The sequence below is a fragment of the Leifsonia sp. genome, assembly GCF_051955155.1.
GTDB lineage: Bacteria > Actinomycetota > Actinomycetes > Actinomycetales > Microbacteriaceae > Leifsonia.
Genome location: NZ_JBQCGZ010000092.1, coordinates 1 through 12,983, shown reverse-complemented (window position 1 = coordinate 12,983; position 12,983 = coordinate 1). Strand labels below are relative to the sequence as shown.

Sequence of the window (12,983 nt, the reverse complement as noted above, 5' to 3'; positions counted from 1 at the left end):
CTGCTCGACGACTTCTTCATCCGCCTGGCGGGCGGCCTGCCGGGGGACATCGGTCCGCGCGTGTCGCAGCTGCTCGGCTCCGACTCCGGTCAGGAGGCGCTGCTGGAGATCCTCCGCGAGGAGATCGGCGCCGACCCGCGGCTGGCATCGCGGCTGGCGATGTGGGGACGTCGCCTGGTCGGCGACACCCTCCTGGTCGCCCGCTCGGCGCTGCACCTCTCGGGGAACACGGCGACCGACGAGGAACGCATCGAGCCGATCTTCACCGAGCTGATCGCCGCGCACACGCGCCGGATGGACGCGCTCGGCCTCACCGCCTGACGCGCGCTCGCAGCGCGGGCGCCGGCGGAGTCGCTCAGCGGGCGACGGCTCCCCGGGCGAGGGTGTGCAGCAGCTTGTCGTCGTGCGCGGTGCGGACGCGGCCGATCACGAGGTCGGCGGCGGCCGTCACGACGATCGTGCCCAGCAGCGTGATCCACCAGATCCAGCCGCCGTCCCACTTCAGGCCCGCCCAGGTGAGGGCGACCCAGAGGATGCACGCGACGCTCACGCCGACGGCGGGGATCAGGACCGATCCGTGCGTGTGCCGGTGCGGGAGCAGGTAGCGCGCGGCGAGACCGATGATGGCGCCGGCGAGCGCGACGAAGAGCAGTTCCACGAGACGGGAATCTAGCCGACGAAGCCGATGCGGCGCGACTCCTCGGTGCCGAGCTCGACGTAGGCGATGCCCGCGGTCGGCACGATGTAGTGCCGGCCCTTGTCGTCCGTGAGGCGCAGGATGCCGCTTCCGTCGGAGAGGCCGGCCTGCACCTGCTCTGCGAGCTCGTCGGCGGACTGCGCCGACTCGAAGCTGAGCTCGCGGGGAGCGTTGACGATTCCGATGCGGATCTCCACGTACGTGCCTTTCGACGTCTCCGGCTGGTGTGAGTTCAGACTACGGCACACGGCTCTCCGAGGCCGGTCGCGTTCTCTGTCGGCGGACGCCGTTAGCGTGGATGCCATGACCATCAGAGGCTTCCTCCCGCGCGCCGAGCGCCAGGCGGACGGCCTCGGCGGCCCGGACGGCGCGGCCGCGGCCGGGTCGCTCGACGCGTCCCAGGGGGAGGTGCTCGCCCTCCCGGACGGCGCGTCGGCCGCCGTGCTCGGCGCCCCGGGCACGGGCAAGACGACGACCCTCGTGGAGGCGCTGGCCGAGCGGGTGCTGGTGCGCGGCTACGCGACGGGCGAGGTGCTCGCGCTCAGCGCCTCCCGTGCCGCAGCGACGGCGCTGCGCGACCGGATCGCGCTGCGGCTGGGCGTCCCCACGCGCGGTCCGCTCGCCAGGACCGCGACCTCCCTGGCCTTCCAGCTGGTCGGGGAACGGGCGCGCCGGACCGGCGACGAGCCGCCACGGCTGCTGACCGGGGGCGAGCAGGACCAGATCGTCGCCGAGCTGCTCGCCGGCCACCTGGAGGACGGCACAGGACCGGTGTGGCCGGAGCCGCTCGGCCCCGAGGTGCGGATGCTGCGCGGCTTCCGCACCGAGCTGCGCGAGCTGATCGGGCGCTGCGCCGAGCGCGGCGTCTCCCCGTCCCGGCTGTCCGAGCTCGGCGCGATCACCGGTCACGACGAGTGGCGGGCTGCCGCGCGCTTCATCGCCGAGTACCAGGGCGTTCTCGACAGCTATCGCGGCGGGTTCGTGGACGCCGCGGAGCTCATCGCGTCCGCCGTCGCGGTCGTCGCGGGCGGCAGCGCGCTGGACGCGCTCCGGGTCGTCTTCGTCGACGATCTGCAGGAGGCGACGGTCGCGACGGTCGCGCTGCTGCGCGCGCTCGCGGCCCGCGGCGTCGCGGTGGTCGCGTTCGGCGACCCCGACGTCGCCGCGACGACCTTCCGCGGTGCCGAGGCGACGGCGCTCGGGCAGCTGGAGAGCAGGATCGGCGTCCCGGTGACCCGCTTCGTGCTGTCCACCGCGCACCGGCAGACCCCGCGCCTGCGCGAGCTCACGGCGCGCGTCACCGAGCGGATCGGCACCGCGGCCGCCGGCGTTCAGCGCGTCGCGGCGGCCGGGCGCGATGCGGACGCCGAGCGGCAGGAGGTGCTCGTCCTGCAGGCGTCGTCCGCGCCGGCGGAGGCCGCGCGTCTCGCCCGGCTGCTGCGCGAACGCCACCTGCTCGACGGCGTGCCGTGGAGCGCGATGGCCGTCGTGGTGCGCAGCGGCGCGCACATCGCCGGCCTGGCCAGGGCGCTCGCGGTCGCCGAGGTGCCGACCACGACGAGCATCGCCGGCCGGGCGCTGCGCGACGACTACGCGGCCCGGCAGCTCATCCACATCGCCGGCGTAGAGCTCGGCGCGCTCGACTTGACGGCGGAGGTGGCGACCGACCTGCTGCTCGGCCCGTTCGGCGGCCTGGACAGCGTGAGCCTGCGCCGCCTGCGGCTGGCGCTCCGGCAGGAGGAGCTCGCGGGCGACGGCAACCGCTCCGGGGACGACCTGCTGGTGGAGGCGCTCTCCGCCCCCGCACACCTGGCGACGATCGACTCCTCGCCAGCGCGCCGCGCCGCCCGGCTGGCCGAGACGCTGCGCTCCGGGCGCGAGAAGGCGGAGGAGGGCGCCACCATCGAGGAGCTGCTCTGGCACGCGTGGGAGCGCAGCGGGCTCGCCGGGCGCTGGCTGGAGCAGTCGGAGCGCTCCGGCATCGTCGCCGACGAGGCGAACCGGCACCTGGACGGCGTCGTCGCGCTCTTCACCGCCGCGCGCCGCTTCGTGGAGCGCTACCCGGAGCGGCCCGCCTCCGACTTCGTCGTCGAGCTGCTCGGCGCGGAGGTGCCAGAGGACACGCTCGCCGCACAGACGGCGGGCGACGCCGTGCTGGTGTGCACACCGAGCGCGACCGTCGGCCGCGAGTTCGAGGTGGTCGCCGTCTCCGGGCTCCAGGAGAGCGTGTGGCCGAACCTGCGGCTGCGCGGGTCCCTGCTACACCCGCAGGACCTGGAGGCCGCGCTCGAGGGCCGCGAGAGCGAGGCGGCGGACGAGCGCGCCGAGGTGCTCGGCGACGAGCTGCGAATGTTCGCCCTCGCCGTGTCTAGGGCACGCGGCCAGGTCATCCTCACCGCGACGGCGAACGACGACGAGCAGCCGTCCCCGTTCCTGCGGCTGCCAGGGGACGTCGCCGTCGAGCTGCCGGACGATGGCATCCACCCGCTGTCGCTCCGCGGGATGACCGGACGGCTGCGGCGCCGGCTCGCGACCACCGGGTCGCCGGACGCGGCGGACGCGCTCGCGCGGCTCGCGGACGCGGGCGTCGAGGGCGCCGATCCCGCCGAGTGGTACGGCCTCGCCGAGCCCACGACCACCGAACCGCTGGTCGACCTGGAGGGGGACCAGGAGGCGATGGTGCGGGTGTCGCCGTCCCGGCTCGCCACCTACGAGAAGTCGCCGCTCGCCTGGTTCGTGGACGAGATGGCCGCCTCCCCGAGCGGGCTGGCCGCCGGCATCGGGACGGTCGTGCACGCGGTCATGGAGGAGGCGGACGCGGCGGAGGACATCAGCGTCGAGGCGCTGTGGACCGGCATCGAGAAGCGCTGGGCGGAGCTCGCCTTCGAGTCGCCCTGGATCGAGGAGCGCGAGCGCAGGCGGACGCGCTCGCTCGTCGCCGGCGTCTCCGAGTACCTACGCGACTTCGGGAGGGCGGGCGGCGTGCTGCTCGGCTCCGAGGGCGAGTTCGTGCTGGAGCTCGGACGCGCGCGCATCAGCGGCACGATCGACCGGGTCGAGCGGACCCCGGACGGCACGGTCGTCATCGTCGATCTGAAGACCGGCAGGAGCGTGCCGAGCGCGGCGGAGGCGGCCTCGCACGCGCAGCTCGGCGCCTACCAGCTCGCGCTGGAGCACGGCGCGATCGAGAGCGCGGGCGAGCTTCCCTCCGGGGGCGCGAAGCTGCTGTTCGTCGCCAAGGGCGTCCGCGGCAAGGCGTACCGCGAGGTCGCCCAGGACCGCGTCGACGCGGAGGGCCTCGAGCGGCTGAAGGCGCGCGTCGCCGACGCCGCGGCGGGGATGGCCGGCGCCGAGTTCGCGGCGGTCGTCGACCTCGGCGACCGCGATCCGCACGCGAAGTACGAGTACCGCATCCACCTGGTCCCCGCGGTCAGCGCATGAGAGGGAGGCGAGCATGACGAACGAGGACGACATCCTGGAGATCGCGGCGGAGCACGCCGACCTGGATCTGGTCGAGCGCGCCTTCTCGCTCTCCGAGCCGGAACCGGAGCAGCGTCCGGCCCCGCGGCGCGCGATCAGTGCGGCCGAGATCGCCGAGACGCTCGGCCTGCCGCTGCCGACCGCGCAGCAGCAGGCCGTGATCGAGGCGCCGCTGCGCCCGGCGATCGTCGTCGCGGGCGCCGGCAGCGGCAAGACCGAGACGATGGCGAACCGTGTGGTCTGGCTGCTCGCCAACGGGCACGTCCGGGTCCCCGAGATCCTCGGCCTCACCTTCACGCGCAAAGCGGCGGGCGAGCTGGCCGCCCGGATCAGGAAGCGCATCGAGCAGCTGGTCGCCTCCGGGCTCACCGACGTGGAGTTCGACCCGTTCGAGGCGCCCGAGGTGGCGACCTACAACTCGTTCGCGAACGCGATCTTCCGCGAGAACGCGCTGCTGATCGGGCGCGAGCCGGAGTCGGCGGTGCTGAGCGAGGCGTCGGCCTGGCAGCTGGCGCGGCGGATCGTCGTCGCCTCCACCGACGAGCGGCTCGTGGACCTCGACCGCAACGTGGACAGCGTCACGAGCGCCGTGCTGGGCCTCAGCCGTGCGCTCAGCGAGAACGTGGCGGAGGCCGCCGACGTCGCCAGGATGGTCGAGTCCTTCTCGCGGATCGTGGAGCTGCCGTTCGGCAAGGCGGGCAAGAAGGAGCCGTACGCGTCGGTGCTGCGTGCGGTCGAGGCGGTCGGTTCGCTGCCGCCGCTGCTGGAGCTCGCGCAGGAGTTCGCCGAGGAGAAGCGCCGCCGCGGCTTCGTCGAGTACTCGGACCAGGTGGCGCTCGCGCTCGCGGTCTGCGAGCGGCTGCCCGCTGTGGTGGCGGACTACCGGCGGCGGTACCGGGTCGTCCTGCTCGACGAGTACCAGGACACCTCGGTGGTCCAGACCCGGCTGCTCGCGACGCTGTTCTCCGGCGAGGCCGTGATGGCGGTCGGCGACCCGCACCAGTCCATCTACGGCTGGCGCGGCGCGAGCGCCGCGAACCTCGGCCGGTTCGCGACAGACTTCACGGGCGTCCCGCGCGGGGCCGATGAGTACGCCCTGTCCACCAGCTGGCGGAACCCGACCCGCGTGCTGGACGCCGCGAACACGCTCGTCGCGCCGCTGTCCGCCGGATCGCCCGTGCACGTCGAGTTGCTGCAGCCGCGTCCCGGCGCGGCGACCGGCGAGCTGCGCGCGGTGTTCGAGCAGACGGTGGCCGACGAGGCCGAGTCCGTCGCGGCGTGGCTCGGCGAACGGCTCGCCCGGCGGGATGCGGACGGGTCGCCGCCGTCCGCGGCGATGCTCTGCCGGTCGCTGAAGAAGATCGACGTGTTCACGGCGGCGCTCGCGCGGCGCGGCATCCCGTACCACGTGCTCGGCCTCGGCGGACTGCTGGAGCAGCCGGTGATCGCCGACCTGGTGAGCGCGCTCCGGGTGATGCACGACCCGACGGCGGGCTCCGAGCTGATCAGGCTGCTGACCGGCGCCCGCTGGCGGGTCGGTCCGAAGGACATCGCGGCCCTGCGGCGGATCGCGTCCTGGCTCGCGGGGCGCGACCACCGCTTCCAGGAGCTCGATCCCGCCGTGCGCGACCGGCTGCGACGCTCGGTGGCGGGGGAGGAGTCCGCGTCCATCGTCGACGCGCTCGACTTCGTCGTCGAGGCGCCGGACGGGCACAGCCAGCTCGCGGCGTTCAGCGAGGAGGGACTGCGCAGGATGCGCGAGGCCGGCGGCCAGCTCGACCGGCTGCGCTCGCGCGTCGGCCTCGACCTGCTCGACCTCGTCACGCTCGTCCAGCAGGAGCTCCGGCTCGACATCGAGGTCGCCGCGAACGAGACCGCGCAGCTCGGGCAGGCCAGCCTGGACGCCTTCGCCGAGCAGGTGGCGTCCTACCTGGCCAGCGACGACCGCGCGACGCTCGGCTCCTTCCTCGCCTGGCTCGCCGAGGCGGAGCAGCGCGACAATCTCGCCCCGCGCAGCGAGGACGCGGAGCCCGGCACCGTGCAGATCCTCACCATCCACGGCGCGAAGGGCCTGGAGTGGGACGTCGTCGCGGTGCCGAGGATGGTGGACGGCGAGCTGCCGGGGCCGCCGCAGAGCCGCAAGGGCTGGCTGGCGTTCGGCCAGCTGCCGAACGAGTTCCGCGGCGACTCGGCGGAGCTGCCGGTGCTGGCGTGGCGGACCGCCGCCGACCAGCGGGAGCTCGACGCCGCCATCGCCGAGTTCGAGGCGGAGAACCTGGCGCGGCACCTGGACGAGCAGCGGCGCCTCATCTACGTGGCGGTGACCCGCGCGCGGGACAGCCTGCTGCTGGCCGGCTCGTACTGGTCGACCCAGACCCGGCCGCGCGGGCCGGGGGCGTACCTGCTCGAACTGCAGGCGGCGGGACTGCTCCCGGAGGACGCGTTCCCGCCGTGCGACGAGCCGGACGAGAATCCGCTCGCGCCCGCCTCCCAGCGGGTGACCTGGCCGCTCGACCCGCTCGGCGGGCGGCGGGACCGGGTGCTGGCGGCGGCAGAGGCGGTCCGCGCCGCGCGCGAGCGGGGGACAGGCAGCGGAGGCGTGTACGCGCGCGACCTCGACCTCCTGCTCGCCGAGCGCGCCCGCCGCGCCGCGGAGGCCGGTCTGGTCGCCCTGCCCGCGCGCATCCCCGCGTCCCGGTTCAAGGACTTCGTGAGCGACCCGGCCGCCGTCGCCGCCCAGCTGCGCCGGCCGATGCCCGAGCGCCCGTACCGGCAGACGCGACTCGGCACGCTGTTCCACCGCTGGGTGGAGGAGCGCTACGGAACGCCGGCCGGCGCCGCCGACGTGCTGGACGCGCACGGCGCGGAGCTCGACGACCCGGCGGGCGAGCTGCTGGAGGCGGACCGTCTCGCCGAGCTGCAGGCGACCTTCGCCGCGAGCGAGTGGGCGAATCGCGCGCCGGAGGACGTCGAGCTGGAGATCCACGTGACGCTCGCCGGGCAGGTCGTCGTCTGCAAGCTGGACGCCGTCTACCGGGTGGACGACGGCGTGCACGATCACCAGATCGTGGACTGGAAGACCGGCAAGGCGCCGCGCGACGCGGAGGACCTGGAGCGCAAGCAGCTGCAGCTCGCGCTCTACCGGCTGGCGTACGCGAAGCACACCGGGATCGACCCGGAGCGGATCGACGCCGTGTTCTACTTCGTCGCCGACGACGTCGTGGTCCGCCCCGAGCGCCTCTACACCGAGTCCGAGCTCGTCGCCCTCTGGTCCACCGTCACCCGCCCCTGACCTCCAGCCGCCGAGCACAGGAAAAACGTCGCCTCTCGCGTCGAAGGGCGACGTTTTTCCTGTGCTCGGCGGCCGGGGAGTTGGGTGGGACCGGGTGCGGTCAGGCGGTGGCGGAGTCGTCGGAGACGGGGCGCATGCCGGCGGGGCGGCCGGCGGAGCGGTCGCCGGGGGTGCGGTCGAGCATCGCCTCGACGTCGTCGATCGCGAGGATCGGGCCGGTGGCGGTCGAGAGCGGGTTCACCGCGTTGCTGTGCACGCGATCCACGAGCCCGTCGAGCATCTGCACCGCGTCGTCCACGATGTGCTGGTCGCGCACCTCGCGGCCGTGCAGCAGCCAGCGCGCCACCTCCAGCTCCGCGTAGAGCATCGCGCGCTGCGTGAACTGCCGGTCGGTCGCCACCTGGCGGGTGGACGCGTACGCGCCGAGCGCACCGTCCGCTGCCTCGGGATTCATCGCCAGCAGCCAGTGCAGGTCGCGCGCGGGGTCGCCGACGCGCAGGGCGGACCAGCCGAGGACGCCGGTGACCGTCTCGTCCTCGACGAGGAACGAGTCGGCGGTCAGCGCGCCGTTGATCACCGTCGGCTGGAACTGCCAGATCGAGTGGTCGGCCACCGCGTCCCGCCAGCGATCGCGCAGCGCGACCGGCAGCAGTCCCGTCGACGCCGCCGACTCGATAAGGGCCGTGGTCGAGTTCAGGCATTCCGCGGCCGAGAGCACGGGAAGGCCGGCCTCCCCGACGAAGCTCGTCGGCAGTGCATGGATGGCCGCGATCGCGTGACCGATGGAGCCGGCGAGCCCGTCGCCCGGCGGCACGTCCTCGACCGCGATGTGCTCGCCGGGGAGGAAGTCGTAGACGATCGCGCGGGTGCCGCCGACCGGCGCCTGGCCCAGGTACTGCGGAACGTCGAACGGCAGCCGGCTGCGGATCCCGGTGGTCAGCGCGCGCAGGGCGACCAGGTCCGAACTCTGCTCGGTCTCCGCCGCCTGGGACACCGGGACGCGGACGATGACCGTCCTGCCGTCCCGCGTGGAGAGCAGCGCGGAGTCGTACTCGCCTGCCCCCGCCGCGGTGTGCGCGCGGGCGCCGGAGACCACGAGGTCGGGCACGGCCGAGGCGGCCAGCGCGGCTAGAGTGAGAGGGGATCTGGCCATGTCCCCTAGGCTAAACGGCCTTCCGCGCGCGGGCTGGTCCGCCACGCCTTGAAAGGATCTCCATGTCGTCCGCTCCGACCTCAGCTCTGCCGCTCGCGGCCCTCCCGCTGTCGCGCCACGCCGTCGACCGGGACCACGCCGCGCGCTCCCGGCCGGCGCTGTTCGACGAGCTCTGGGAGGAGGAGGGCACCCGCGTCCTCGCGCTCTGGAAGGGACGGGCGCTGCTGACGCCGGAGAGCGTGGAAGCGGCGACGCCCGCGAGCGACGGCTGGAGCGCACCGGACGCCGGCCCCGCCGCCCTGGACCTGCTGCCGGTCGAGCGCGTCACCGCCGCGCTGATCCGGGTGTACCTCGGCCGCACCCTGGTGGACGCGCCGGGCGAGCCCGCAGGTACGGCCGTCGTTTTGGAGGTGCTGACCGACGCCGCGGCGCAGGAGCTGGAGCCGGACGAGTCGCGCTGGGGCACCCTCCGCACCGTCGCGACGGCGCTGAGCGACCGCGACGCCGGGCTGTTCACGGAGGCGCTCGCGATCGCGAACTGGCACGCGTCGCACACGCACTGCCCGCGCTGCGGGACGCCGACGGTCGTCGAGCAGGCCGGCTGGGTGCGGCGCTGCTTCGAGGACGGCTCCGAGGTCTTCCCGCGCACCGACCCCGCGGTGATCGTGACGGTCCTGGACGCGGACGACCGGCTGCTGCTCGGCTCCAACGCGATGTGGGAGCACTCGCGCTACTCGCTGCTCGCCGGGTTCGTGGAGCCGGGGGAGTCGTTCGAGTCGGCCGTGGAGCGCGAGATCTTCGAGGAGGCGGGCATCCGCGTCGTCGACGCCAGGTACAAGGGCTCGCAGCCCTGGCCGTTCCCCGCCTCGGTGATGGTCGGGATGACCGCCAGGCTCGCCGACGACCAGGCGCCGGCCGCGCTCGACCCGGACGGCGAGGAGATCCTCGACCTGCGCTGGTTCAGCCGCGACGAGCTGTGGGACGCGCGCGAGCAGATCATCCTGCCCGGCCGCTCGTCCATCGCGCGCGCCCTGATCGAAGACTGGTACGGCGGGCCGCTCGACGAGCCGCCGGCGGCCGCGTGACGCCGCAGGACCTGCTCGCCGGCCTCGACGCGCAACAGCGGGTGGCCGCCGAGGCGCTGTTCGGCCCGGTCTGCATCCTGGCGGGAGCGGGGACGGGCAAGACCAGGGCGATCACGCACCGCATCGCCTACGGCGTCGCCACCGGGGCGTTCACGCCGAACCGGGTGATGGCGCTGACGTTCACGAACCGGGCCGCCGCCGAGCTGCGCGGCCGGCTCCGCCAGCTGGGCGCCGGCGGGGTGTCCGCGCGGACCTTCCACGCCGCGGCGCTCGCCCAGCTGAACTATTTCTGGCCGCAGGTCGTGGGCGGCCAGCTGCCGAGCGTCCTCGACGGCAAAGGGCGCATCCTCGGCCACGCTGCCGAGAAGCTCGGTGTGCGCGTCGATACCGCGGCGCTGCGCGATGTCGCGGCCGAGATCGAGTGGCGCAAGGTGTCCGGCCTGAGCATCGACGAGTACGCGGCGCTGGCGGAGAGCCGCCCGCTGCCCGGCACGCTCAGGGCGGAGCAGGTGGTCGACATCCAGCGCAGCTACGAGGAGCTGAAGGACGAGCGCAAGCAGATCGACTTCGAGGATGTGCTGCTCGTGTGCGCGGGGATGATCGAGACCGAGCCCTCCGTCGCCCTGCAGGTGCGCGAGCAGTACCGCTTCTTCGTCGTCGACGAGTACCAGGACGTCTCGCCGCTGCAGCACCAGCTGCTGCAGCTGTGGCTCGGCACCCGCAGCGACCTGTGCGTCGTCGGCGACGCCAGCCAGACCATCTACTCCTTCGCCGGCGCCCGCAGCGACTACCTGCTCGACTTCGAGCGCGAGCACCGCAGCGCGACCGTCGTCCGGCTGGAGCAGAACTACCGGTCGACGCCGGCCGTGATCGAGACCGCGAACCGGCTGATGCGCGGCCGGCCGGGCGCCCTGACGCTGCACGCCGTCGCGACGCCCCGCCCGGGCGACGAGGTGCCGGAGGCGGAGGCGTTCGAGGACGACCGCGCGGAGGCGCGCGCCGTTGCGGAGCGGATCGCGGCGGAGATCGCCGGCGGCACCCGGCCGGAGAGCATCGCGGTGCTGTACCGCGTGAACGTGCAGGCCGCGGCGCTGGAGCAGGCGCTCGGCGACCGGGGGATCAGCTACACCGTCCGCGGGTCCAAGCGGTTCTTCGATCTGCCGGAGGTGCGCCAGGCGATCATGACCCTGCGCGCGGCCAGCGTCGCCGCGACGGACGAACCGCTCTTCAAGTCGGTCAGCGACGTGCTGCGGACACTCGGCTGGGCGGTCCAGCCGCCGGAGGGCCGCGGGTCGGTGCGGGCGCGCTGGGAGTCGCTGAACGCGATCATGGGGCTCGTGGACGAGATGCCGGAGGGCGCCACCTTCCGGCAGTTCACCGACGAGCTGCTGGCACGGCAGGCCGGCCAGCACGAGCCGACGCTGTCCGCGGTCACGCTCGCGACCCTGCACGCCGCGAAGGGCCTGGAGTGGGACTCCGTGCACCTGATCGGGCTCAGCGAGGGCCTCGTCCCGATCAGCTACGCGACCGGGTTCGAGCAGATCGACGAGGAGCGCCGGCTGCTCTACGTCGGCATCACGCGCGCGCGCAAGCGGCTGCGGCTCAGCTGGTCCCGGCGCGGCAACCAGCCGGGACGCCCGTCCGCCCGGCAGCCGTCCCGGTTCCTGGCCGAGCTGGCACCGGTGGCCAGGGCGGCGCGGCAGGGCTGAGGCACCCGCACTCGGGATGCGGCGTCCGCGTCTCCTCCGACCAGCGCAGCGTGCGGCGGTCGAAGCGCAGAGCGGTGCCGACCGGGAGGGCGTCGCCTGCCAGGTGCGCGAGCACCGCTCCCGCCGCGACGGAGCCGACCGCGCCGCAGATCAGCTCGGTCTCCCCGGGCGCCGGACGCACGTGCAGCTGCGCGGCGATCGCCGGCCACGCCGGGTCGCGGTCTCGGCGGTGCAGGTCGGCGCAGCGCAGGCACGGGCCGCTGCCCGGCGTCACGAACGGACCGACGCCGACGGCCAGGTCGCCGAAGACCACGGGCAGGTGCGGCACGTCCCTGCGCAGCCAGCGCTGGTGCCGCCGCGGCGCGATCGCGTAGGCGCCGACCAGGACGGCCGCGTCCGCCCGGTCGACGGCGACGTCGTCGCCGGCGGGACCCGCGTGCACGTCGACGCCGGCCTCCCGGAGCAGCGCGAGGATGCGCGCGGCGGTCGGTCCAGCGCCGTCGAGCACGACCCGTCCGGATCCCGCTTCGTCGCGGCGGCCCGGGGGCACGAGCACGGGCGCGAGCCGGTCCAGCAGCGCGTCGGCGGCGCCGGCCGGCGCCCCGGCCGCGCGCGCGATGGTGCGCAACGTGCCCCTCCCGACGCCGCGGCTCAGCGCGTCGATCATCCGCTGCTCGGCCACGGACGGGTCGTCGAGCACGAGCGCGGGGGACTCCACCCCGAACTGCAGCGCGCGCGGCGACCGCCACACCGGCGGCCGGGACGGATCGAGCAGGAACACCACGACAGCATCCTGCCGTGCCCGCCGCGACCGCACGCCGTTATCCACAGCCCAGCCGCGCGCCCCGCCTCCGGAGTCGTGAAGAACTCCGAGGCGATGGTGGCGGAGCGGCGCTCAGTCCTCGGTGGGGCGGTCGCGATCCTCGCGCAGCAGGTCCTCGATGGCCTGGTCCAGCTCGTCGCGCTCCGGTTCCTGGCCGGACGCGGCCGCGGTGAGCCGGGAGACGAGGGCGGAGGGGTCGTCGAGGTCGGCGGCCTGCGGCAGCAGGTCGGGATGCGACCACAGCCGGTCGCGCGCCTCCTGGCCGACCGCGTCGGTCACCGCCTGCCACATGGCCGCCGCCTCGCGGAGGCGCCGTGGCCGCAGCTCCAGACCGACGAGCGTCGCGAACGCCGACTCGGCGGGGCCGCCGGACGCGCGCCGCCTGCGCACGGTCTCGGCGATCGCGTCCGCCTTCGGCAGCAGCCGCGTCGCGCCGGCCGTGACGACGTCCACCCAGCCCTCGACCAGCGCGAGCACCGTCTCCAAGCGCTCCAGCGCCTCCTGCTGCTCCTCGGTCTTCGGCGGGATGAGCGCGCCGGAGACCATCGCCTGGCGCAGCTCCTCCGGGTTCGACGGGTCGAAGCTCTCGGCCAGCGACTCCAGGCGGTCGGTGTCGATCGTGATCCCGCGCGCGAAGGCGGTGATCTGCGTGATCAACTGCAGCCGCAGCCACTTCGCGTGCCGGAACAGCCTGGCGTGGGGGCGCGCGCGCTCCGCCCGGGCCAGCCGCCCCCGGTGCGTGGG

Annotated in this window: 10 protein-coding genes; 5 read left to right on the top strand and 5 right to left on the bottom strand. The window is 74.5% G+C overall.

The features are described 5' to 3' along the window. Positions 1–321 (top strand): ferritin-like fold-containing protein (locus ACTHMF_RS09670; RefSeq protein ID WP_440317260.1); only part of this gene is annotated, 321 nt, incomplete at its 5' end. Between the two features lie 34 nt (positions 322–355). Here the strand turns inward: ACTHMF_RS09670 and ACTHMF_RS09665 are convergent. Both ACTHMF_RS09665 and ACTHMF_RS09660 read right to left on the bottom strand, forming a co-directional pair. Next, on the bottom strand, positions 356–658 hold the full coding sequence (locus ACTHMF_RS09665; RefSeq protein WP_314149445.1) for a hypothetical protein: 303 nt from the start codon (positions 656–658) through the stop codon (positions 356–358). Between the two features lie 11 nt (positions 659–669). Further along, positions 670–894, bottom strand: coding sequence for a DUF3107 domain-containing protein (locus ACTHMF_RS09660; RefSeq protein WP_440317259.1), 225 nt, complete (start codon positions 892–894; stop codon positions 670–672). 106 nt (positions 895–1,000) lie between these two features. On the opposite strand from ACTHMF_RS09660, the gene ACTHMF_RS09655 reads away from it, so the two are divergent. After that, a complete protein-coding gene (locus tag ACTHMF_RS09655; RefSeq protein WP_440317258.1) occupies positions 1,001–4,138 on the top strand; it encodes an ATP-dependent helicase in 3,138 nt (1,045 codons plus the stop codon). Positions 4,139–4,151: 13 nt separating this feature from the next. Then, positions 4,152–7,469 carry an ATP-dependent helicase gene (locus ACTHMF_RS09650; protein WP_440317257.1) on the top strand — a complete coding sequence of 1,106 codons (3,318 nt, stop codon included), beginning with the start codon at positions 4,152–4,154 and terminating at the stop codon, positions 7,467–7,469. A 100-nt stretch (positions 7,470–7,569) separates the two neighbouring features. Here ACTHMF_RS09650 and ACTHMF_RS09645 read toward each other — a convergent pair whose 3' ends face one another. Beyond that, positions 7,570–8,622, bottom strand: a complete 1,053-nt coding sequence (locus ACTHMF_RS09645) for a phosphotransferase (protein WP_440317256.1) — start codon at positions 8,620–8,622, stop codon at positions 7,570–7,572. Between the two features lie 62 nt (positions 8,623–8,684). On the opposite strand from ACTHMF_RS09645, the gene nudC reads away from it, so the two are divergent. Continuing rightward, positions 8,685–9,707 (top strand): NAD(+) diphosphatase, encoded by a 1,023-nt coding sequence (gene nudC / locus ACTHMF_RS09640; protein WP_314149717.1) that lies wholly within the window; start codon positions 8,685–8,687, stop codon positions 9,705–9,707. Then, on the top strand, positions 9,704–11,416 hold the full coding sequence (locus ACTHMF_RS09635) for an ATP-dependent helicase (RefSeq protein ID WP_314149718.1): 1,713 nt from the start codon (positions 9,704–9,706) through the stop codon (positions 11,414–11,416). The genes nudC and ACTHMF_RS09635 overlap by 4 nt, the downstream gene beginning before the upstream one ends. On the opposite strand, the gene ACTHMF_RS09630 is transcribed toward ACTHMF_RS09635, so the two are convergent. Next, entirely contained in the window at positions 11,310–12,200 is an 891-nt protein-coding gene (locus ACTHMF_RS09630) for a TOMM precursor leader peptide-binding protein (protein ID WP_440317255.1), read from the bottom strand. The genes ACTHMF_RS09635 and ACTHMF_RS09630 overlap by 107 nt on opposite strands. Positions 12,201–12,311: 111 nt before the next feature. Beyond that, on the bottom strand, positions 12,312–12,983 hold a 672-nt coding region (locus tag ACTHMF_RS09625), incomplete at its 5' end, for a zinc-dependent metalloprotease (RefSeq protein WP_440317254.1).

Excerpts from the sequence above, each read along its gene's own strand:
- ACTHMF_RS09645 (WP_440317256.1), bottom strand. The coding sequence starts at position 8,622 with ATGGCCAGATCCCCTCTCACTCTAGCCGCGCTGGCCGCCTCGGCCGTG.
- nudC (WP_314149717.1), top strand. The coding sequence starts at position 8,685 with ATGTCGTCCGCTCCGACCTCAGCTCTGCCGCTCGCGGCCCTCCCGCTG.
- ACTHMF_RS09650 (WP_440317257.1), top strand. The coding sequence starts at position 4,152 with ATGACGAACGAGGACGACATCCTGGAGATCGCGGCGGAGCACGCCGAC.
- ACTHMF_RS09655 (WP_440317258.1), top strand. The coding sequence starts at position 1,001 with ATGACCATCAGAGGCTTCCTCCCGCGCGCCGAGCGCCAGGCGGACGGC.